This window comes from Microbacterium testaceum (assembly GCF_001476655.1).
Taxonomy (GTDB): Bacteria; Actinomycetota; Actinomycetes; order Actinomycetales; family Microbacteriaceae; genus Microbacterium; species Microbacterium testaceum_C.
In genome coordinates this window covers 59,593-80,790 of the sequence record NZ_LDRT01000019.1, presented here as the reverse complement: position 1 = coordinate 80,790, position 21,198 = coordinate 59,593, and the positions used below count along the sequence as shown (strand labels likewise).

20 protein-coding genes are annotated in these 21,198 nt (G+C 68.5%); 11 read left to right on the top strand and 9 right to left on the bottom strand.

Annotation, left to right across the window (positions count from 1 at the left end; translation table 11 throughout):
• On the bottom strand, positions 1-1,168 hold a 1,168-nt coding region (locus NS220_RS03825), incomplete at its 3' end, for a hypothetical protein (protein ID WP_058622776.1).
• 160 nt (positions 1,169-1,328) lie between these two features.
• Here NS220_RS03825 and NS220_RS03820 point away from each other — a divergent pair.
• From NS220_RS03820 to NS220_RS03810, 3 genes are all read left to right on the top strand, one after another.
• Positions 1,329-2,756, top strand: coding sequence for a polysaccharide biosynthesis tyrosine autokinase (locus tag NS220_RS03820; RefSeq protein ID WP_058622775.1), 1,428 nt, complete (start codon positions 1,329-1,331; stop codon positions 2,754-2,756).
• Positions 2,753-3,355: an arsenate reductase/protein-tyrosine-phosphatase family protein gene (locus NS220_RS03815; RefSeq protein ID WP_058622774.1), complete on the top strand. Its 603-nt coding sequence runs from the start codon at positions 2,753-2,755 to the stop codon at positions 3,353-3,355. Before NS220_RS03820 ends, NS220_RS03815 begins: the two co-directional genes overlap by 4 nt.
• A 129-nt stretch (positions 3,356-3,484) precedes the next feature.
• On the top strand, positions 3,485-4,570 hold the full coding sequence (locus NS220_RS03810) for an acyltransferase family protein (protein ID WP_058622773.1): 1,086 nt from the start codon (positions 3,485-3,487) through the stop codon (positions 4,568-4,570).
• Between the two features lie 38 nt (positions 4,571-4,608).
• Here the strand turns inward: NS220_RS03810 and NS220_RS03805 are convergent, their stop codons facing one another.
• A complete protein-coding gene (locus NS220_RS03805; protein WP_193755262.1) occupies positions 4,609-5,772 on the bottom strand; it encodes an acyltransferase family protein in 1,164 nt (387 codons plus the stop codon).
• Positions 5,773-5,891: 119 nt separating this feature from the next.
• Here NS220_RS03805 and NS220_RS03800 point away from each other — a divergent pair, with 119 nt between their 5' ends.
• Positions 5,892-6,356, top strand: coding sequence for a hypothetical protein (locus NS220_RS03800; protein ID WP_153004138.1), 465 nt, complete (start codon positions 5,892-5,894; stop codon positions 6,354-6,356).
• Complete coding sequence (locus NS220_RS03795; RefSeq protein WP_058622770.1) at positions 6,353-7,252, top strand: hypothetical protein; 900 nt, start codon at positions 6,353-6,355, stop codon at positions 7,250-7,252. Before NS220_RS03800 ends, NS220_RS03795 begins: the two co-directional genes overlap by 4 nt.
• Here NS220_RS03795 and NS220_RS03790 read toward each other — a convergent pair.
• Genes NS220_RS03790 through NS220_RS03775 form a run of 4 tightly spaced genes read right to left on the bottom strand, consistent with a single transcriptional unit; the run spans position 7,215 to position 11,507 of the window.
• Entirely contained in the window at positions 7,215-8,657 is a 1,443-nt protein-coding gene (locus NS220_RS03790; protein ID WP_058622769.1) for a phytoene desaturase family protein, read from the bottom strand. The two genes, NS220_RS03795 and NS220_RS03790, sit on opposite strands and share 38 nt — an antisense overlap.
• Before the next feature lie 59 nt (positions 8,658-8,716).
• A complete protein-coding gene (locus NS220_RS03785; RefSeq protein ID WP_058622768.1) occupies positions 8,717-10,252 on the bottom strand; it encodes a hypothetical protein in 1,536 nt (511 codons plus the stop codon).
• Positions 10,252-10,728 carry a VanZ family protein gene (locus tag NS220_RS03780; protein WP_058622767.1) on the bottom strand — a complete coding sequence of 159 codons (477 nt, stop codon included), beginning with the start codon at positions 10,726-10,728 and terminating at the stop codon, positions 10,252-10,254. Before NS220_RS03780 ends, NS220_RS03785 begins: the two co-directional genes overlap by 1 nt.
• Positions 10,728-11,507: a glycosyltransferase family 2 protein gene (locus NS220_RS03775; protein ID WP_058622766.1), complete on the bottom strand. Its 780-nt coding sequence runs from the start codon at positions 11,505-11,507 to the stop codon at positions 10,728-10,730. Before NS220_RS03775 ends, NS220_RS03780 begins: the two co-directional genes overlap by 1 nt.
• 71 nt (positions 11,508-11,578) lie before the next feature.
• On the opposite strand from NS220_RS03775, the gene NS220_RS03770 reads away from it, so the two are divergent.
• Together NS220_RS03770 and NS220_RS03765 are read left to right on the top strand one after the other, a co-directional pair.
• Complete coding sequence (locus NS220_RS03770; protein WP_193755261.1) at positions 11,579-12,052, top strand: GtrA family protein; 474 nt, start codon at positions 11,579-11,581, stop codon at positions 12,050-12,052.
• Positions 12,049-12,330: a hypothetical protein gene (locus NS220_RS03765; RefSeq protein ID WP_058622764.1), complete on the top strand. Its 282-nt coding sequence runs from the start codon at positions 12,049-12,051 to the stop codon at positions 12,328-12,330. Before NS220_RS03770 ends, NS220_RS03765 begins: the two co-directional genes overlap by 4 nt.
• A gap of 45 nt (positions 12,331-12,375) precedes the next feature.
• Here the strand turns inward: NS220_RS03765 and NS220_RS03760 are convergent, their stop codons facing one another.
• Entirely contained in the window at positions 12,376-14,142 is a 1,767-nt protein-coding gene (locus tag NS220_RS03760) for a DUF4012 domain-containing protein (RefSeq protein ID WP_058622763.1), read from the bottom strand.
• Between the two features lie 346 nt (positions 14,143-14,488).
• On the opposite strand from NS220_RS03760, the gene NS220_RS20520 reads away from it, so the two are divergent.
• Genes NS220_RS20520 through NS220_RS03740 form a run of 4 tightly spaced genes read left to right on the top strand, consistent with a single transcriptional unit; the run spans position 14,489 to position 18,870 of the window.
• On the top strand, positions 14,489-15,190 hold the full coding sequence (locus tag NS220_RS20520) for an acyltransferase (protein ID WP_058622762.1): 702 nt from the start codon (positions 14,489-14,491) through the stop codon (positions 15,188-15,190).
• On the top strand, positions 15,187-16,281 hold the full coding sequence (locus NS220_RS03750) for a glycosyltransferase family 4 protein (protein ID WP_153004137.1): 1,095 nt from the start codon (positions 15,187-15,189) through the stop codon (positions 16,279-16,281). Before NS220_RS20520 ends, NS220_RS03750 begins: the two co-directional genes overlap by 4 nt.
• The gene (locus NS220_RS03745) at positions 16,278-17,660 is read left to right on the top strand and encodes a hypothetical protein (RefSeq protein ID WP_058622761.1); all 1,383 of its coding nucleotides are present in this window, start codon (positions 16,278-16,280) and stop codon (positions 17,658-17,660) included. Before NS220_RS03750 ends, NS220_RS03745 begins: the two co-directional genes overlap by 4 nt.
• Positions 17,641-18,870, top strand: coding sequence for a hypothetical protein (locus NS220_RS03740; RefSeq protein WP_058622760.1), 1,230 nt, complete (start codon positions 17,641-17,643; stop codon positions 18,868-18,870). Before NS220_RS03745 ends, NS220_RS03740 begins: the two co-directional genes overlap by 20 nt.
• Before the next feature lie 24 nt (positions 18,871-18,894).
• On the opposite strand, the gene NS220_RS03735 is transcribed toward NS220_RS03740, so the two are convergent.
• Both NS220_RS03735 and tuf read right to left on the bottom strand, forming a co-directional pair.
• Complete coding sequence (locus tag NS220_RS03735) at positions 18,895-19,734, bottom strand: hypothetical protein (RefSeq protein WP_058622759.1); 840 nt, start codon at positions 19,732-19,734, stop codon at positions 18,895-18,897.
• Positions 19,735-19,962: 228 nt separating this feature from the next.
• Positions 19,963-21,156, bottom strand: a complete 1,194-nt coding sequence (gene tuf, locus NS220_RS03730) for an elongation factor Tu (protein WP_058595425.1) — start codon at positions 21,154-21,156, stop codon at positions 19,963-19,965.
• Positions 21,157-21,198: the final 42 nt, after the last annotated feature.

Here is a 21,198-nt window from a genome sequence, read left to right as displayed (position 1 = left end):
CGGCATATGCCGGCATGTCCGAGAGCCCGTCGCCGCCGGCCTGCTGGGCGCTCACGATGCGAGCGGCAGCATCGGTGACCGCCGTGCGGAAGTTGGATCCGGCGGAGTCGTTGGCTGCGACCAGTTTGGTCGCCTCGGCTTGGATCGCCGATCCCAGCGACCCCAGCGCCGAGCGGAAGTCGGAGACGGCCGTGACCACCGACGAGCGCGCATCGCGGGCCTCGGTGATCAGGGGCGGGAGCGATTCCCGCGCCAAACGGACGTCGTCGATCGCCTGTCCGACGTCGTCGAGGGACTTCTCGTCGATCGCCTCCCGCTGGTACGACGGAATCGACACCGCGGTCGCGGCCGCGGCCTTCTCCGCCAGGGCGACGCGGGCGTTCTCCGCCGTCGTGAGAGCGGACGCGTCGACGCGCCCCTGGAGGGCGGCGAGGACAGGAGCACTGGTCTCGGCGAGAGCAGCAGCCTCCGACGTCGAGCCCGCGTAGAGGTCAACGGCGGTCTGAAGGACCTTGGTCTCGTTGGCGAGCTCGGCCTCCCGCTCCCGCAGGCTGATCATGGCGTCATCCGCGGGGTTGGCGGTCGCGCGCAGGACGACTGCGAACGACGCGGTTCCGACCAACGCCACGACGGCGAGCGCCGCCACGGCGACGCTGAGGTAGTTGACGGGACCGGCCTTGCGCCGACCGCCGAACAGAGGACGTCTTCCCGCCTGCGCCAGATCCGGCGCGCGCCAGCCGGTGTCGTCGAGCTTCTCCTCGGATCGCGAACCGACCATCGCCGACAGATCGGCGGGCGAGGATGCGCCCGCCGCGACTCGCTCGCCACCGCCGACGAGCGCGGCGAGATCGGCCGACACGGGCGCCGGATCGACGGACGAGGGCCCCTCGCCCACGAGAGCGGCGAGGTCGGCGGACACGGTCGCGGATTCCGGGCGCGGGGGGCCGGCGAGATCGGCGAGATCACCGGAAGAAGAGGTCGAGACGGCGGTCGGAGCGCCGACGAGATCACGGAGGCTGGTCGAAGACGTCGGTGCGGAGGGTTCTTCGATGCCATTCCCCACCAGCGCCCGCAACGCCGCGGAGCCCGTCGATGAAGCCTGCTTTTCCGTTTCCAGGATTTCTTCGCGTTCTTCGGTCGGCCCGAACAGCGTTCGCAGATCGTTCATGGCGTCTCCTGGGCGCCATTTCCAGCGCCGTTCTTCGGATGTCGTAGGGTAGTCCAGGGGGCGCCGTGAGGGCGCGGATTGCTTCGGGAAAGAATAGCCCGAGAATCTGCGCGATTCCGCCGGGCACCCGCTCAACTGCTTACTGGCGAATGGACGAGGCTTGGAACTGCGCGATTATCTCCGGATCCTTCACCGCAACTGGATCCTCATCCTTGCGATGACGATTCTCGGCGGGGCAGGAGCCTTCGGGTACTCGCTGCTGCAGACCCCGACCTACGAGGCGAGCAGCCAGCTCTACGTGTCCGTGCGGTCGGACAGCTCGGGAATCAGCGAGCTGGCGCAGGGCACGACCTTCGCCCGCCAGGCCGTGGTGAGCTTCGTCGACGTCGTCGACAGCGCGGTCGTGCTCGACCGGGTCATCGATGATCTGAACCTCGACACGACCGCACAGAAATTGGCCGGATCCATTTCGGCGTCGTCACCGCAGAATTCCGTGATCATCACAATTCGCGCAACCGCGGCGGATGCGGATATGGCCGCCGCTATCGCAAACTCCGTCGGCACCAATTTCGCCGATGTCGTGGTGAACCGCCTCGAGAAGCCCGAGGGAGAGGCCGCCAGCCTCGTTCGCGTCGAGACGATCGCGCCGGCGCTCGTGCCGACCTCGCCTTCGTCCCCGCACACCCCCCTCAACGTCGCCCTGGGGCTGATCGTCGGTTTGGCCGCCGGACTCGGCATCGCCGTCCTGCGCTCGGTCCTGGACACCCGCATCCACTCGCTGCACGATATCGAGGCGGCCACCGAAGCCCCGGTTCTCGGGGGGATCGCCCTGGACCCCGACGCGAAGAAGCGTCCGCTCATCGTTCACGCCGACCCGCGCAACCCCCGGGCGGAGTCGTTCCGAAGCCTCCGGACGAACCTGCAGTTCGTCGACGTCGACGGCTCCTCGCGCTCCTTCGTCGTCTCCAGCGCCGGTCCCGGTGAGGGAAAGTCCACGACGACGGCCAACCTCGCCATCGCCCTCGCCGAGACGGGCGCCCGGGTGGTGCTGGTCGACGGCGACCTCCGACTCCCCCGCGTGGCCGACTACATGGGGGTCGAAGGCGGCGTGGGCCTGACCGACGTCCTCATCGGCCGTGCCGAGCTCGTCGACGTCCTCCAGCAGTGGGGAACGGGCAAGCTCTTCGTCCTGCCGTCGGGGCGGACGCCCCCCAACCCGTCCGAGTTGCTCGGCAGTCAGGCGATGCAGCGAACCCTCGCCGCCCTCTCCGACGCCTTCGACTACGTGCTCGTCGACGCTCCTCCCCTGCTTCTGGTCACCGACGCCGCCGTGATCTCGCGCTTCACGAGCGGTGTGCTCATGGTCGCCGCCTCCGGAACGACGAAGAAGCCTCAGCTCACCGCCGCTGTCGAGAAGCTGCAGGCCATCGGCAGCCGCCTCTTCGGCGTCATCGTGACGATGCTGCCGTCGAAGGGCCCCGACAGCTACGGCTACGGCGCGTACTCGTACAGCGCACCCGAAGAGGCCACCTCCCCGCGCGAAGGCGGCGAGCGTCGCTCGCGGCGCGACCGGGCGGACGAGAAGTGACGTTCTCGATCCTGTCGGTGTGCACCGGCAACATCTGCCGGTCGCCCGTCGCAGAGCTGCTCCTCGCGCAGTCCTTGGCACCGTTCGGCGACGTGCACGTCGCCAGTGCCGGCACCGGCGCTCTCGTCGGCAGCGGCGTGCCCGAGCAGGCACAGCGCCTGGCGGCGGTCGAGGGGATCGACGCCACCGCACACCGGGCCCGCCAGATCGACACGGCGATGATCCGCGAGGCCGACCTCATCGTGACGATGGCGCGCGATCACCGGCGCCTCGTCGTCGAGGCCCTGCCGGCCGCCATGCGACGAGCCTTCACGCTGCGGGAACTTGCCCGTATCGCGGATGCCGTCGAGACTCGCCTCCCGCAAGCCGTCGCCGACGCAGGCGCTTCCACGCCTGAGCAGGGCATGTGCGCCGCCATCGGCCTCGCTGCCGCTCTCCGCGGGACGGTGGAGCCCCCGGCCACGCCCGACGAGTTCGACATCGTCGACCCGTACCGCCGCTCGGACGAGACCTACGCCCGATCCTTCGAGGAACTGCGGCCCGCCGCCTACAAGGTCGCGGATTTCCTGACGAAAGCCGCTCGCGCCGCGTCCGTTTGATTCAGTGATTCCGCGGCGCGACCACTCGGTCCCGCTCGCACTCGAGTGGAATCTGTCATAGCCAACAGATAGAGTCGCTGAGGATTGCGGCGGGGGCCGCAACCGTACACACCGACACGGGGGCACGGAATGACGACGCCGGTGCGCGCGCGGATCGATTGGGTCGACCGTGCACGAGCGCTATCCATTCTCATGGTGGTTCTTCTCCACGCGCGGATCGAGCTCGCTTTTCTCGGCGCAACGTCACCGACGATCGAGTTCATCGTGAACTTCGCCTCGACGATGCGCATGCCGCTTTTCTTCGCCGCGTCCGGACTTTTCGCGGTCTCCTGGGTGGAGCGCCGCTCGTGGAGAGAGGTGTTCTCCAGGAAGCTCATGCTGCTCCTCTGGGTTTTCCTCATCTGGCAGCCCGTCGTCTTCGCCTACAAGGTCGCGGAGATGCTCTTTTTGCCCGAGCAACCGGACAACACCCTCGGAACACAACTCGCCAAGGTCGCCCTCTCCCCCTTCCGCCCCAATGGCGAGTTGTGGTTCCTGTGGGCGTTGGCGCTCTTCTTCGTTCTCGCGAAACTGACCGCTCGGACGCCGATCTGGATCCGCGTCGGCATTCCCGCACTGTTCTCCGTCGTGTGGATGAGCGTCGCCTCGTCCGTGCCGGAGGGGGTCCTGCGCATCGTCGGCGACGGATGGGAAGGCGCCCTCAAGTACTACGTCTTCTTCGCGGCCGCTGTCGCCTTCTCGCCACGGATCCTTCGCTTCTACAACGAGGCGCGAAGAGTGACGCTGCTCGCGCTGCTGACCGTGTGGCTGATCCTGGGAGGCCTGACCTCTCTGGGGATCATCAGCATGGGTTTCCCGGGTGGGCGCTTCGTGCTCTGCGTTCTGGGCGTGGCCGGAGGGTTTGCCCTCGCCCGTCTGCTCAGCGGTGTGCCGGGTCTCGCACGGATCGGGTCGAACACACTGCCCGTCTATGTCGCGCACATCCCGATCATCGTCGCCGGCACGGTGGCGCTCTTTCTCCTGGGGGCCGCACCCGCGATCAGGAACGCGGCGGGAGTGTCCATCGTGTTGCTGGCCGCCGTTGCCGTCGCCGGAGCGTGGTGGGTGCACCGCGGGCTGATACGTTCCCGTGCCGGCTCGCTCATGTACGCCCCGCCTGCGCGCCTGGTTCGGTGGGCCTCTCGCGCGCGAGACGAAGCCTCCCCGCGTCCCTGACGCCCTTCCCCGCTTCGACAGCGCCCTCCTGACCCTTCTTAACGGGGTCGGGCGGACCTTCGGCGAGAGAATGCTGTTCGGGCGGATCCGCGTCGACCGGGCAGTCGCGTTTCGAAGCGCCTCCGGAGCCGTCCGAGCGGCTTCTCGACCGCGACATACATCAGCTGCGCCGCCGCCAACGTGACCGCGAGCGAAAGGACGTCCGCCAGGGGGCCGACCGACACGACCCCGCCGATGAGGTGCAAGACGATTCGGTGCAGCAGGTAGACCGAGAAGGAGAGCACCCCGACGTGCGCGATCCAGCGCTGGTTGAGCACGCGCCCCGTCATACCGCCCGGGTGGACGATGACGAGCCAGAAGAGAGGAATGAGCGCCAGATACATCGCGGAGTCCGCGATGGTGAGCCGGAACGGGTCGGGCGCGAACGCCGCCACGAGGAAGACCACGCCGGCGACCGGTGAGACCACGTACCGCATCGCGCGGTCAGAGAGGCCGACCGGTGCTCGATCGCCGAGAGCGGGATTCCACAGCAAAGCCATCGCCGCTCCGGCGAGAAGTCCGTCGAACCGCGTGTCACTCGCGATGTAAAGACGATAGAAGTCCTGCGTCGTCGCCTCGAGGAAGAGTCGCCACCCGACGGCGAGAACACACGCGAAGACGAGGATGTAGCCGATCCGACGATAGTTCAACCGGCGCCGGAGCATCAGAATCAGCGCGGCGGGGAAGATCAGGTAAAAGTGCTCCTCGACCGCGAGCGACCACAGCATGCTGGTCTCCGGCGGGAGCCCCGTGTGCACATCCCCGGTCGTGCTGTCCGCCCAGATCATGTAGTAGTTGGTGACGTTGAGGAGCTCCGCGAGGATTCCCCACAGATTCTGCGTCGACGGGAGCCAGCCGAGGAGTCCCACGATCGCGGCGAGCGCGATCGTGATGTACGCGGGGGGAAGGATTCTCACCGCGCGCCGCAGGTAGAACTTCCCCAGGGCGATTCGCCCGGTGCCGTCGTATTCGCGTCGCAACAGTGTCGTGATCAGGTATCCGCTGAGGAAGAAGAAGATCGTCACGCCCACGTGCCCGGGCCAGGGTCCGCCGAGAGTGAACCCGTGGCCGACGAACACGATCACCACGGCTATCGCGCGGATCCCGTCGAGCGAGGGAATGGCAAAAGCGCCGTGGACGCTCTTGGCGGGGCCGGCAGGCATACTGCTCCTCATTGTCGGTCTCAGCTTCGACGCTATCGCGTTCCGCCGTGCAGCCCACATTCACGGCCCGTCCGGCGGCGAAGCTATGATCGGTCGAGATTCATAGGTGGGGGAAATCCGTGACGCTGCGTTCACGTTCTTTATGGAAAGCGGCGGGTTTTGGCTTTCTGGCGATCGTCCTCGTCGTGCAGGGCGTCATCGACTGGCGATCTTCGACGGAGGCGTTCCCGACGATCAGCATGCCCACGTTCGGACAGGCGCCGGATCGGGAGGGGCACCGTCAGATCGATACTGTTCGCATCGAGGTCGCCTACGACGACGGCACGACCCTGAGCGTCGAGCCGGAGGATCTGTTCGAACAGTTCCACTATTCGAGCGCCCGTTTCGCGATGACGAACGTCATCAGATCCGGTGAAGACCTGTCGGACGACACCAGGGAGTGGCTCGAGGCGCAGGCCCGACGCGTGGGCGACGGTCGCACGGCGCAGAGCGTCACGTTCACCTGGCAGCCGGTCGACATGGACATCGTCGCGGTGTCGGCTCGGCCCGTCGGAGAGCCCACCGTCCGGAAGGTCGAGCTGTGAGGGACCGACTCGCCGCGGCCGTCGAGTGGATCTGCCGCGGTTACCAGCCCACCCCGCGAGCGTTCGCGGCGTTGCGCATCGTGTTCGCTCTGAAGGTCCTGCTGTTTCCCGGCGACCTCCTGTGGATCGCGGAGGTTCCGGCACAGTTCTACTCGCCGCCGCCCGGACCGTTCCTGCTGCTGAGCGAGCAGCCCAGTGCCGGCGCCCTCCTCGCGCTCACGATCGTCCGGGCCCTCGTGGCCATCTGGCTCCTCGTCGGCTGGAAGACGCTCTGGGCGTCGGCCGTGATGACGGCCGTGCTGCTGCTCGCCGCCGGGCTCAGCTACTCCTTCGGCAAGGTCGACCACTTCATCCTGTTCGATCTCGCCCCTCTCGCGTGCGGTCTGGCCGGCTGGGGTGCGGCGTGGTCGCTCGATGCTCGACGACGCGATCGCACGACATCGGGCTACCCGCTCTTCCTCTTCGCCACCGTGGTCGGCTTCGCGATGTTCACCGCCGCGCTCCCCAAGGCGGCGGCCGGGTGGCTGGACCCGGCGCGGGAGGCGACGCGCTACTTCGTCGCCCGCGACGAAATAGCCGGGCCGATTCCGGGTCCCTTCGGGGAGTTCGCGCTGTCGATCGACAGCAGCCTGTTCTGGAAGGCCTTGGACTGGGTCACCGTGTTCGCCGAAGGCTGGCTCGTCTTCGTGGTCTTCCTGCCGGGGGTGTTCCGCCTCGGCCTCCTCCTCATCATCACGTTCCACGTGGGCGTCTTCCTGATGATGGGCATCGACTTCTTCGACAACCTCTACGCCTACGCCGCCTTCCTCTGCCTGCCGTTCAGCCGGTGGTTCCCCGAGCTGAACCTGCTGAGACGGCTCAGGCGTCGAGACCGAGAGCCGGAGGCGGCGATCTGAACATGTCGTGCAACGCCGCCCGTGCCGCGTAATAGCCCGACAACCCGTGTACGCCCGTCGCGGGCGGCGTCGACGACGAGGCCAGGTACATTCCGCGGGTGGGAGTGCGCCACGGCACCGGGGAGAGCACCGGGCGCTTCACCATCTGCACGAGCGAAAGCGCACCGGACGAGATGTCACCCCCGACGAAATTCGGGCTCCAGGCGGGAAGGTCACGCGCGGTGATGGAGTGCGACGCGAGGACGAGATCGCGGAAACCGGGCGCTTCATCTTCGATCGCCGCGATCACCTGATCGGTCGGATCGAAGTCGGATCCTTGCGGGACATGGACGTACGCCCACAGGACGTGCTTGCCCGCCGGTGCCCGGCTGTCGTCGAGGACGGTCGGCTGCGCGACCAAGACGTAGGGACGGGCGGGGATCCGTCCGGCCGCGACGTCCGCTTCCGCAAGACGGATACTCGTCGCGGTGCCCCCCAGGTGCACCGTTCCGGTGTGACGGGTCGCCTCGTTGCTCCACGGGACAGGTCCGTCCAGCGCGAAATCGACCTTGGCGATGCCGTCGCCGTATCGGAACCGCTGAAGAGCGCGGACATACGACGAGGGGAGCTCGGCGTCGCCGATCCGAGCGAGCGCCTGGGCCGAGACATCGAAGAGACGGATCGGTGACCGCAGGTCGCGGGAGTCGGCGACCTCGACACCGGTCTCGATGCGGCCGCCGTGGGCGAGGAAGTCGTCGCGCATCGCGTCGATGATCGACTGCGTGCCACCGTGAGGTATCGGCCATCCGCGGGCGTGAGCGTGCGTGGCGAGGACCAGACCTGCACCTGCCGACGCGAGGGAGGGCATCCGACCGATCGAATGGGCCATGACGCCGGCGAGCATGGCGGGGGCGACATCGTCGGCGAAGCGTACGTCGCCGACCGGCGACCCCTGCTCGAGCACCCGCAGGCCGAAGCGGACGGCCGTGATCGGGTCATGCGGCACGCGGAGAAGCTGCGAGCCCGTGAAGTCACTCAGCCCGTTGACATGGGTGACGAGCGGACCGAAGAGACGTCGCCACGCGGGTCCGTCGGCTCCGAGGTCGTCCGCGGCGCGCAGGAGGTCCCGATGGGCGACACCCGCTCGCCCGCCACCGAGCGGGTGGGTGTAGGAGATGTCGGGCACCGTGAAACGGATGCGCTGGGAGAGTTGGAAGGCGCGGAAGAACGGCGATGCCAGCCCCATCGGGTGGACGGCGGCGCCGAGGTCGTGACGGAATCCCGGGAGCGTGAGCTCCATGGTGCGCGCGCCGCCGCCCAGAGTTTCGTTGCGCTCGAAGAGCACGACCTCCAGCCCCGCTCGGGCCAGGGTGACCGCCGCCGCGAGTCCGTTCGGGCCACTGCCCACCACTGCCGCATCGGCCATACTGCCTCCCGTCCTTCGTGAACCGCTCACTCCGTGCCGCGGGTTCTTCCGTCTACGCGTCATCCCGCGTTCCGCCGCCAGAACCGGAACCCCACGATGTCACCCTCGAGCTCGTAGGACGACGCCACGAAAGGTGCGAGTCCCTCGAAGTTCGCCTTGTCGGACGGGCACTCGATCGAGATCCCGCACGATTCGGGCGATTCGACGATGAGCGCCGGGGGGAAGGACGTGAGGTCGGCAAGGTACTGAGCGGGGAGTCCGCCGTAGCCCTGTTCGACGGGAAGCGAGTACGTGATCGAGGTGGGAGAGAGACGTTCGGATGCCGCGAGGATCCACGTCTCCGCCCCGTGTACGAGCACCCGGTCATCCGGGTTCGTCTCGGCGACGACTCGGTCGACGAGCTGCGCCTGATAGGAGCCCGCGACGAACGCTCCGGATCCGATCGCGGTCCGCGCCCACTGCAGCGCGTTCGCCGACGAGCCGGCGAGGACCAGGAGGACCGCTCCCCCCGCGACGACCGCACGAGGGAGGCTCCGGAGCCGCTCGGACCGGACGGTCGGCCACGCACGGAGCGGAAGAAGACGCGACGCGAGGACGACCCCCGCGACGGCGAAACCGGCGATCGCGACGACGAGGTAGTGCGGATAGGGGCGCCCGGACACCATCTGCGACAGCGCGTCCAGTCCTCCCACCGCGAAGAACACCGCCGCGACGAACGTCGGCGTCCCCTCGGTGGCATCCGCTCTTCGTCCGCGGCCGAGCCAGGCTCCCGCGAGAACGAGAACGGCCACCACGACGGCACCGGAGACGAGCAGCTGCGCGAGGGTGCCGAAAGCGGCGACACGGTCCGAGGTCGTCGTCCCGCCCGAGTAGAACAGGTTGTACCGCACGTACTGGTCGATGCCGGCCCGGAGCGCGTCGCCCGTCCAGAGCCACAGGGCCAGAGCCGTCCCCGCGGCGACGACGACGGCGGCCACCGCGGCGAGGAAGAGCAGTCGACGGCGGAGGAAGACGGCGCCGACGGCCACGACGAGAACGAGTCCCACGACGTTGTTCATGCGTGTGAACAGCCCCGTCGCGAGCGCGAGACCGAGCAGCAGTCCGACGGACGCGGCCGCACGGGCGGACGCCTCTCGTCCGGACCGCAGCGCGAGAACGGCAGCAGCCGAGTACGCCACGAGCTGGACGGGGAAGAGCCAGGTCTCGGTGAAGTTGCCTCCCTCGAAGACTCCGAGATAGGTGACACCGGCGACAAGGACCGCCGGCGCGGCGGCGTCCCCGATCAGCCGCGACCAGAGCACCCCCGCGACAGCGAGACCGACGAAGAGCGCGACGCCCTCGAGGATCGGAGCGCCCACGATCCCTCCGCTGAGCTTCCATGCGACAGCCTCGATCGCCGCCAGGAGGGGACCCTTGTGATCCCACGAGTCGACGTATGGCATGCCTCCCCGAGACACCACCATCCCCGTGTAGAGGAAGACTCCCGAATCGCGCGTCAGGTGGCCGCTGAGGATCATCGGAAGATACGCGATTGCGCTGACCAGGAGAGCGGATGCCATGGCGACGACGCCGGCGCGGGAGAGGAACCGGGTCATTAGAGCGGCTCCCGCACTTCGATGACGTTCTTCTCCCGCCAAATGCGGATGACGCGTCGGTCGCGGACGTGGACGGCGACGACGACCATCCCGGCGACGGCGACGCCGATCCACCCTCCGAGGGAATTCGCGATGACGTCGTTGACGGTGGCAAAACGTGCGGGAAGGACGAAGTACTGCACCATCTCCAGGGTTGCCGACAGCGCCGGGATCAGCGGCAGAGCCACCCAGAGAAAGCGTGTCGGGAACACGAGCGCGAGGAAGAACCCGAGGGGGACGAACATCGCCACGTTCGCGGAGAACTCGAACCAGCCATAGCCGAACCAGTTCGGGACGCCGTTGCGATGAAGAACTGAGAGGACCCGCTCGATCGCGGATTCATACCCCCGGTCGATGGGAGTGGGCGACAGGGTGGCCAGGAGGACGACCGCCAAGCACATTCCCAGTCCGGCAGCCGCGATGAGCAGGCGCACCATCAACCACGCACGGTCGCCACGAGACGCGGAGACCGCCGCGCACCAGCGATGTCGATACGCCAGAGCTCCACGAGCGCACGACCCGCGAAGCGGACGAGACGACGCGGAGGCAGCACCACACGGGACCGCCCGGTGCCCCACATCGTGCCCTGGACCACGGTCCCGCGGCGGGGGATGCTCTCGACGGCGAGGTAACGGACCCGAAGTCGCCGCCGCGCCTCCACGATCGAGAAGTGCACGTGCGGGACGAGGGCGTCGGAGGGCACTCCGTCGACCAAGCGTGCGAGCGTGTCCGGGTGGTACGCGCGCAGCGGAGTATTCACGTCAGGGACGGAACGGCCGCAGAGGAGAAGAACGGCGAAGCGGACGAGCGCACTCAGGCACCGACGGAACCAGGGGTCAGTGCGTCCGCGACGTACCCCGTGCACGACGTCGGAGTCCGCCCGGTCCAGGGCGAGGGCGACGCGGACGATGTCGTCACCGTAGAACTGCCCGTCGCCGTCGACGTGCACGATCACACCGGCCCCGCTGCGCAGACCCTCGGCGTATGCGGCCAGGGCCGTCGGGCCGTGCCCTCGATTGACGGGAGAACGCACGACCTCGGCGAGGTCGGAAGCCGCCTCGACGGTGTGGTCCGTGGAGGCGTCGTCCACGACGATGAGCGACACGGTCCTCCCGGCCGCTGCGAAAGAGGTCCGAATCTCCGCCAGGAAGATCGGCAGCGCCTCGGCCTCGTTGAAGGCCGGTATCACGACCGCGACATGGTCTTGCGCCTGCACCCTGGCATCCCCCCGTCTCCTCGGGCTGGATTCACCCGACATCTCCCCCGAACCTGTAGCGTATGACACTCGTGGGGCGCACCAGGAATCTTCGTCGCGCGGGTGCTCTGTCCCTGCGCTTCCTCATCGTGGGAGCGGTCAGCACCGCGATCGAGATCGCGGCCTTCAATCTGCTGATGCTCGCGGGGGTCGGCCCGGTCGCGGCCAAAGTGATCGCGTCACTCATCGCCCTCGTCAACGCGTACTTCGGCAACAGGGAGTGGGCGTTCCGGTCCCGCTCTCGTACCGGAGCCGGTCGGCAGATGCTGCGCTTCCTGTTCGTCAACGCCGTCTGTACCGGCGCGGGCGCCGCGGGGGTCTGGGGTGGGGCGCGCGCGCTGGAAGCGATCTACGGCGAGGCGGGTCCCGTGGGGCTCAACATCGTCAACCTCGTGTCGATCGCGTTCGTCACCGTTCTGCGCTTCGCGCTGTACCACTTCTTCGTCTTCCCGCCCACCCGACCGATTCCGGCCACGGAACGGCCCTCGGGTAGGCTCGGCCCGTGAAGACCGCCCCCCGAGTCCTCGGAACCCTGTCGCTGCTCGCCGCCCTGGCTTCCCTCGGCATCCAGCTGATCGTGGTGGCGCGCCTGTGGGCGGTCTTCGTCGAGACCATCCCGCTGACCAGCACGCTGGCCCTCGGCACCGCGGGCGCCGTCCTCGGGCTTGCTCTCGCCGTCGTGGCGGTCATCGTCCGCCGCGGTTTCGGCATCCTGGCGCCGATCGCGGGCCTCATGAACGTCGGGCTGCTCGCGGGCTACGCGTACGTGTTCGCCGTTCTCTGAATCGGGTCCACGTGCGGGCGGGTGAACCCACCCGCACGTGCCGGCTCAGTTGCCGCAGGGAACCTCGACGACGGTCGACGTCACGGGGTTCACCATCGGGGTGTGCACCAGGGCGACGTCATCGCTGTCGCCCGGGCTGCCTTCGAACTTGACGGCGAGTGTGTGGACGGTCTGGGGAGGGTTCACGACCCACATACGACCGACCGGACGCCCGAGGTGCTCTCCCGTGGTGATGGCCACATCGACGCCGTCGATCACGGCGTTCACGAACTTCGCGCCCGTCGGACCGTAGAACTGCAAGTCCGTGCCGATGGTGCCCTTGGGATAGTGCGCACCCGCATTGACGTAGCGGACGAGTCCGTTGGACGTCTCCTCGTCGAGACCGTTCTCGAAAGTCACGACGGTCGTGTATGTCGGCACCGCCGAGCAGCGGTCGACGAGGACCTGCGTGCTCATGTTCGTGTAGTAGCTGAGCTTCGCCTCGGTGAGGTCGTTCACGAACACTCCCACCGTGGTCTTCCGTGCGTCATCCGACGCCGGCAGCGGACCCGACAGACGCGACCCCTCGAAGGCCGCCTCCGTCGCCTCGTCGAAGGAGTGGAAGTACACACGGTTCTCATCGACCGCCTGGACGATCGCTGCGGCGAACGGAACGGGAGCGAAGTCCCCCGACGAGATCGCGTCGAAGATCTCGACCGCGGCCGAAGCGAAGAACAGATCCTGGTTCTTGTTGTCGGGGTACCGCGCGTACACATCGCTCAGCAGGATCTTCACGGCGTCCGAGGAGGTCAGCTTGTCGCCGGTCGCCAGGGTGATGGGCCCGGTCGCCTTCAGGATGTACGACAAGGCGACGGGATCGATGGAGATCACCCCGTCCACCGGCGTTCCGAATCGCTCGGTCCAATACGCCTGAGCGAGGTTCGCCGACAGCGTGAAGTCGGGCGTCGACGTCATATCCTGCGACCAACGACCGATCTTGTCGTCGTAAAGCGTGACGACCTGCGGGTCGAGGGGAAGAATCGGCGTGGCGCGCTCGTTCGCGAAGTCGGAACTGGATGCCTGCTGGACGATGTCCATCTTCCCGTTCTCGAGACGGAGCTCGACGACGGACGCCGGAATACCGCCCGTTCCGCGCGCTTCGGCATTGTTCTGGACGAGGAGCAGGTAATTCTTCGGCCCGTCCTGACCCATCATCGACGGAACCTGGGGCAGAAGTGCGTTCGCCCGCGACAAAGCGGGCTGCAGTGCTCCGACGGCCCCGGTCAGCTGCGAGAGCGGACCACGGAGCATTCCCGGGGTGTCACGGAGGTCGACGCCGGACAGGGCATCGGCGGCGCGCTCGCCCGAGGCCGCCGCTTCCGATACAGGTCCGGAGAGCTGCGAGATCGCCGCGATGTCGAAGGCCCCGCCGTTCGGACGCAGGAGCGCGGGATCCACGTCGATCAACGCCGGCAGGACACCGTGGGCGAGCTCGTCGACGGCCACGGTCGACTCCCGCACGGCGTGCAAGGACGGACCGATGAAAGGGGCCTGCTCGGCGATCCACCAGAGAGGAGTGTCGGCCGCACCGCGCGCGGCGGCGGCGTGCCCCTGCAGTTCGGTCATCGACGCCTGGAGGTCGGAGCGGTCATCCGAATCGAACTGGTCCTGCATCTTGGACACGACCGGTACGGCCGCGCGCAATTCCTTCTGCGCGACGAACCCACCGATCGCCACCGCCGCAACGAGCGCGACGAGCACGGCGCTCAGGGCACCGAGTGAGATCCAGGCGATCGTGCGAGGACGAAGGCGGCGGGTGGGCTGACGTGACATTTTCATCCGATCACGCCGCGAGTCGGTCATCCGGCGTCGGGCGCGACGGGCACCTGCCGCGCGATCGGTATGCTACCTGAGTCGGTTCAAAGCATTCCGGGAACGAGTCCGTCCGGCCGGGAAGAACGGGGGACGCGACGCCATGACGAACGCTTTCCCGCCTCCCCCCATGGCGTCTCTTCTCGGGAACATCCCAGATTTCCCTTTTGATTCCGGGGATACTTCACAGGGGGGCTCGACAGGGAGCGTCGCGCGGCGCTCCGTATTCGGTCGGAATGAACGACCGAATACGGCGCGACATCTCAGCCTCCGTCCTCGCCCGCATTGCCAAAGGACTCGCTGAACAATGGGAATTCTGCACAAGATCGTCGGCGAACAGCGCGAGCGACTGCGCGAAGTCGGCAGCGATCGGTGGCGGATCGTCAGCACACAGCTCGCGGCGAAGGTCGGTCCCATGGCGCTGCGTGGCGCGATTCTCCGGCCACGATTGGGGTCCGCTCGCGGCCTCCCTCTCATCGGGCGCGGCGTCCGTGTCCGTAATGCCCACCTCGTGCACGCGGGTGCAGATCTCATCGTGGAGGACTTCGCCGAGATCCAGGGCCTGAGCCGGGACGGCATCCGCTTCGGCGATCGCGTCTCGATCGGCACCGGGACCCTGATCCGCCCCAGCAGCTACTACTCGCGCGCGATCGGGGTCGGACTCGTCATGGGAGACGGCAGTAGCCTCTCGCCCGGCTGCTACATCGGGTGCTCCGGTGGCGTCACGATCGGGGAGAAGACGATGCTCGGTCCCGGCGTCCGCCTCTTCGCGGAGGACCACGTGATGAGCGACCCGTCGCGCGACGTGAAGTCGCAGGGCGTGGAGTGGGCGCCGATCACGATCGGCTCCGGGTGCTGGATCGCCAGCGGGGTCACGATCACCTCCGGAGTGACCGTCGGCGACGGTGCGGTGATCGCTGCCGGTGCGGTGGTGACGCGCGATGTACCGGCGGGAGCCGTCTACGGCGGCATCCCGGCTCGCGAGCTCAAGAAGAGGGTCACCTCATGAGCCGTCGCCGAGCGATCGTGGTGCACCCCTCCGATGAGATGTACGGGGCGGACCGGGTCCTCCTCGAGGTGCTCCGCACGGTCCCCGACGATCTCGACCTCGAGGTCTGGCTGCCCACAGACATCGACTACCCGGAACGCGAGCTCTCACGCCGGCTCACCGAGCAGGGCATCCGGGTTCGCCATCTCCCCCTCCCGATCATGCGTCGCGCCTACCTGCGTCCGTCGCGTCTTCTCGGGCTGGCCGGCCGTGCTCTGCGGACGGGAATGCGCCTCATCGCGGCGCGCCCCGCGCTGGTCTACGTCAACACCGCCGCCGCCGCGCTGACGGCACCGCCGGCACGGCTCTCGGGCGCGCGCGTGGTGCTGCATCTTCACGAGCACATCGGGACGAGTTCGCGCCCGGTGATCCCCTTCCTCCGCTACGCGCACCACATCATCGCCGTCAGCTCGGCCGTGGCGCGAGCCCTTCCGTCCCACCTTCGCGGACGCACGACCGTCGTCCACAACGGTTTCGACAACGCACCCCCGACCGAGCTCCCCTCGTTCGCCGACGGCATCCGGGTCGTCATCGCCAGCCGCTGGAACGCGTGGAAGGGCCACCGGGTCTTCCTGGATGCCTGGAACCGGATGACGCGCACCGACCTTCGTCTCGAGATTCTCGGCGATGCCCCGCCCATCGGCGAAGCCGTCGACGTGCGCGCCCTCGTCGAGGCGTCGCCCCGGCGCGCGCAGATCGACGTCATCGGCAGGACCGCCGACGTCCGCGCGCACCTCGACGCGGCTCACGTCGTGGTCGTTCCGAGCGTTCTGCCCGACCCGCTGCCGACGATCGCGATCGAAGCCCTCGGCGCGGGTCGGGCCTTGCTCGTGAGCGATTCCGGGGGCCTTCGCGAGATCGTCGGCGACAGCCCCCTGCTGGTGCCCCCCGGCAACGCCGACGCGTGGGCACAGGCCCTCGACGCGCTCGACGAGGACACGATCCGCGCCGCCGCCGCCGCCGCACGCGAACGCTTCGACCGGCTCTTCGCCAGGGACACCTTCGACCGACGCATCCGCGCCGAGCTCTGGGACCTGGTGCCCCGATCGTGAGCCTCTTCTCCGCCTCCACGGCCTACGCGCGGCCGAGCCTCACGGCACGGACGCGCCTGATCACGCTCGCGCTGATCGCCGCGGTCGTGGTGAGTTCGTTCCTCGGCCGTTACGACGCCGAGATCATCGGGTTCCGGGTGCGGGTGGAACAGGTCGTCCCCCTGCTCCTGGCCGGCTGGATGCTCGTGCACCCTGTCCTGCGGGGAGCGTTCCTCCGTGCGCTGCGGCATCCCGTCCCGCTCGTGTACGCGGCCTTCGTCGCATGGAATGTCGTCACCACTCTGCTCTTCTCCCCGAGCCTCACGTGGAGCGCCTCGATCCTGATCTGGCTGGTCATCGACCTGCTGCTCCTGGTGTCGATGATGGCGGTGGCCGAGGGGGCCGAGTTCGCCGCGCGGCTCGGGCGTATCTCGGTGGCCCCCTGGGCTCTCGTCGGTTTCGCGGCCTATGCCGTGGCGAACCTCACGCGCGGTCAGATCGCCCTCGGGACCGATTTCGACTACCTGTACGAGGTGTACGTCGCTCGGGTCACCGCGATCGAGGCGAACATCTACGCCTCGATCCTCATCTTCTGGACGCTGCTGACGATCACACGGCGGGGCATCGGGCGGTGGGAGGTCGCCGCCGTCGCGGTGGCGGTGCCGTTGGGGCTGGTCGCCTCGCAGACCCGCACCGCCGTGTTCAGCCTCATTCTGGGCCTCGGCGTCTTCGCGCTGTTCACCGTCTTCTCGCTGCGCTCATCGTGGCGTGAACGCTTCGCTCGCGTCCTCCCGGCCGGGGTCCTCGTCGCCACCCTGGTCGTCACCTACGGTGTCATCGCCGCGATGGGCGGCACGGCGCCCGCCGACCGCACCCTTCCCGCGACGGCCAGCCCCTCGGCATCCGTCGCCTCGACCGCGACGGGGGGCACGCCCACGCCGGCACCGACGCGCGAACCCGACCCGACGAACCCGGAGCAGCAGAACAAGATCGGCGACGTCGACTTCGTCGGCGGGACGATCGCCTTCCGCCTCGAAGTCGCGGGCCTCGCCGCGCAGGAGATGAAGGGGATCAACCTGTGGCTGGGCAACGGGACGAACACGTTCGGACTGCGCCACGAACAGCCCGGCACGCCAGGGATCAGCGGGCACATCATCATGCTGCCCGTTCAGGTGCTCTACGACGGAGGGATCCTCGGCCTCGGGCTGCTGATCCTCCTGTTCGTCGCGGTCTTCGTCTTCGTCCCGCGCGAACGAAAGCCCGTGGCCGCGGGCCTGCTCGCGTCCTACCTGCTCTCCGCGACGTTGACGAGCATGTTCTGGTTCGCGATCACCTGGATCCTCATCGCGGTGCTCCTGCGGCCCCTCACCGAGGACGAGCGTGACCTCCGAGTCCGCTGAGCCGTCGCGGCCGCACCGGGCGCGCAGCGTCGCGCTGTTGACCGCCGTCTCCGCGCTCTCGGCCATCTCCCCGCTCATCGCCCTGCCGCTCATCACGCGCGCCGCAGGCCCCGACGGCTTCGCCGAGATCGCGATCGGCCAAGCCCTCGGCACGCTGGCCGCCACCATCATCACCTTCGGCTGGGCCGTCCGCGGCCCGGTCGAAGCGGCGCGCTCCGCACACCCCGCGCGCGTCTTCCGCGCGAGTATCGTCGTCCGCGGGGCCAACAGCATCGTGGTCCTGCCCGCCGTCGCCCTGGTCGCGGCTCTGGCGAGCCATGCCGACGATCACGCGCTCGCGATCGTCTCCGCTCTCGCCTTCGCTCTGCAGGGCCTGTCGCTCAGCTGGTACGCGGTGGGGGTCGGGCGTCCTCTTCTGTCGCTCGTCTTCGACGCCGTCCCCCGCATCGTGCTCAACCTCGTCGGAGCCCTCGCCGCGCTTCTCACCGCCACCCCTCTGCTGTACCCCACGATCCTGCTCGTCGGCACGCTCGCCGCGTTCGTCACCGCGACGTGGTTCATCGGTCTCCGCGAGCGATTCTCCGTGCGCGCCGCTCTCACAGACGCCCGCGGCGCCTACCGGGGCGGGTGGCGCACGGCCCTCGCCGCCGGTCTCCTCACGTTCTCCGAGACCGCTCCCCTCTCGACACTCGGCGTCGCCACCTCGCCGGCCGCCATCGGCTTCGCGCCGTTCGATCGCGTCCTCAAGTACGGATACATCGGCGTGTACATGATCACCGGCTCCTTCCAGGGCTGGGTCTCGTCGGCCCCCGGCGATGCGGGGCTGCGACGCATGCGCCGCGCCGTCGGACTCCATGTCCTGCTCGCCGTCGCCCTCGGCACCGGCTTCGCCCTCGTCGTCCCGTGGGCGACCCCCGTGGTGCTGGGTCCCGGCTTCGAGATCACGTCCCTCACCGCCCTCTTCGGGGGTGTGGCCCTCGCCGCCATGACGCTCGCGACCGCGCTCGGCATGTGCGTCGTGCTGCCCTCCGGTCGTGACGGCGCGTACCTCGCCGCCGTCTGCGTGGGCGCGCTCCTCGTCGTGCCCGCGGTGCTCGTCGGTGCGTCGCTTCTCGGCGTCGCGGGGGCGGCGGGCGGCGTCGCCGTCGTTCAGCTCGCTGTCCTGGGCGTCTTCACCGCCGCCGCGCTCCGGATCCTCCGCGGGCGCTGAGCATCGCCTCGCGCGGGGGGAGCGTCAGGCCAGGATGTAGCCCGCGATCGCGAGCATGACCCACACGCCCGTGAAGACCAGCCCCATGAGCAGGGGTCCCCAGAAGCGGCGGGACAGAGCGACGAAGACGGATGCCGCGATCCCCAGCCCCACCGGAAGCGCGAACGGCATACCCGACACGTTTCCGGCGAACACGATCGGAATGATCGCGAAGGCGACCGCGGAGACGGCACCGGACACGATCCGGGCGACCGTCGGTGTGAAACGCGTCGACGTGTAGGACAGAGCCGCCGGGTAGACGAACCCGATCGCGAAGAAGGTCAGCATCAGCACGATGACGAACGGCGCGGCGACGCCGAGGACCAGCCAGCGCAGCGACAGCGCCTCGAACGCCGGCCACCCCCGCGAGACCGCGCCGATCCCCGCGATGAACGGCATCACCGCTCCGAGGATCAGGCCCCACAGGACGTCGAGTCCGTTGACGCGGAAGAAGCCCGCCGGCCGGGTGCGCGCCATCAGGCCGATTCCGGTGCCGCCGACGACGACGGATGCCAGGACACTGCCGATGCTCCGCCCGGCGGCGCCGTTGAAAGCCACCGTCACGATCAGCCCGACGATGACGGCGACGACGATGGCGGCCGCGGCGGCCACGAGCGGCTTCCAGGTGCCGAAGAAGCCGTTCGACGCGCGCGGGGAGGGGCGCGGCGCGGGGTCCGTGTCGGCGGCGGACCGGGACGGGCGGGGCTCCTTATCCGGTTCGGTCTCGTCGTCGAGGCGGAACGTCTGCTCGGGGGTGGGGCTGTCGACGGCCGCTCGGGCCTCGCGACGGGAGCGCCGGCTCGGCTCGAAGGGGGTGTCACTCACCCGTTCAGCTTACGGGTTTCACCCGGTCGGCCCCACTTCCCGGGCATCGGCTCCCCCAGACCGCCGTCTGGGTCGGGTGCCGAAGCCGTGCGACGTGCGCTTCTCACGGCGGCCCGGGACCCTGGCATCCGGCGCAGCGTCCGGCAGCGACGTGAAGCACCGGCATCCGGGAACGACGAAGGGCCGGGCCCGAAGGCCCGGCCCTTGCCGAGTGAAGTCTGGAAAGACTTACTTGAGGATCTTCGTGACCGTGCCGGCGCCGACGGTGCGGCCACCCTCACGGATCGCGTAGCCGAGGCCCTCTTCCATGGCGATCGGCTGGATGAGCTCGACCGACATCTCGGTGGTGTCACCGGGCATGACCATCTCGGTGCCCTCGGGCAGCGTGATGACGCCGGTCACGTCGGTGGTGCGGAAGTAGAACTGCGGGCGGTAGTTCGTGAAGAACGGGTTGTGGCGGCCGCCCTCTTCCTTGGACAGGATGTACGCCGTGCCCTCGAAGTTGGTGTGCGGGGTGACCGAACCGGGCTTCACGACGACCTGACCGCGCTCGACGTCGTCACGCTTGGTGCCGCGGAGGAGCAGACCACAGTTCTCGCCGGCCCAGGCCTCGTCGAGCTGCTTGTGGAACATCTCGATACCCGTGACCGTGGTCTTCTGCGTCGGGCGGATGCCGACGATCTCGACCTCGGAGTTGATCGCGAGGGTACCGCGCTCGGCGCGGCCCGTGACGACCGTGCCACGGCCGGTGATGGTGAAGACGTCCTCGATGGGCATGAGGAACGGCTTGTCCTTGTCGCGCACCGGGTCGGGGATCGACTCGTCGACGGCCTCCATGAGCTCGACGATCGAGTTGACCCACTGCTCGTCACCCTCGAGAGCCTTGAGGCCCGAGACGCGGACGACGGGGGCGTTGTCGCCATCGAAGTCCTGCGACGACAGCAGCTCGCGAACCTCGAGCTCGACGAGCTCCAGGATCTCCTCGTCGTCGACCATGTCGCTCTTGTTCAGCGCGACGAGCAGGTAGGGCACGCCGACCTGCTTGGCGAGCAGAACGTGCTCACGGGTCTGAGCCATCGGGCCGTCGGTGGCGGCGACCACGAGGATCGCGCCGTCCATCTGAGCGGCACCGGTGATCATGTTCTTGATGTAGTCGGCGTGGCCGGGCGCGTCGACGTGAGCGTAGTGACGCTTGGGGGTCTCGTACTCGACGTGCGAGATGTTGATGGTGATACCGCGCTGACGCTCTTCCGGCGCCGAGTCGATCGACGCGAAGTCACGCTGGACGTTGGTGGCCGACGGGAACTTGTCGGCGAGCACCTTCGAGATGGCAGCGGTGAGCGTGGTCTTGCCGTGGTCGACGTGACCGATCGTTCCGATGTTCACGTGCGGCTTGGTCCGCTCGAACTTGGCCTTAGCCACTGGGTCCTCCTCAGGACGTAGTTGCGAAGTCCCGGGCGCTGG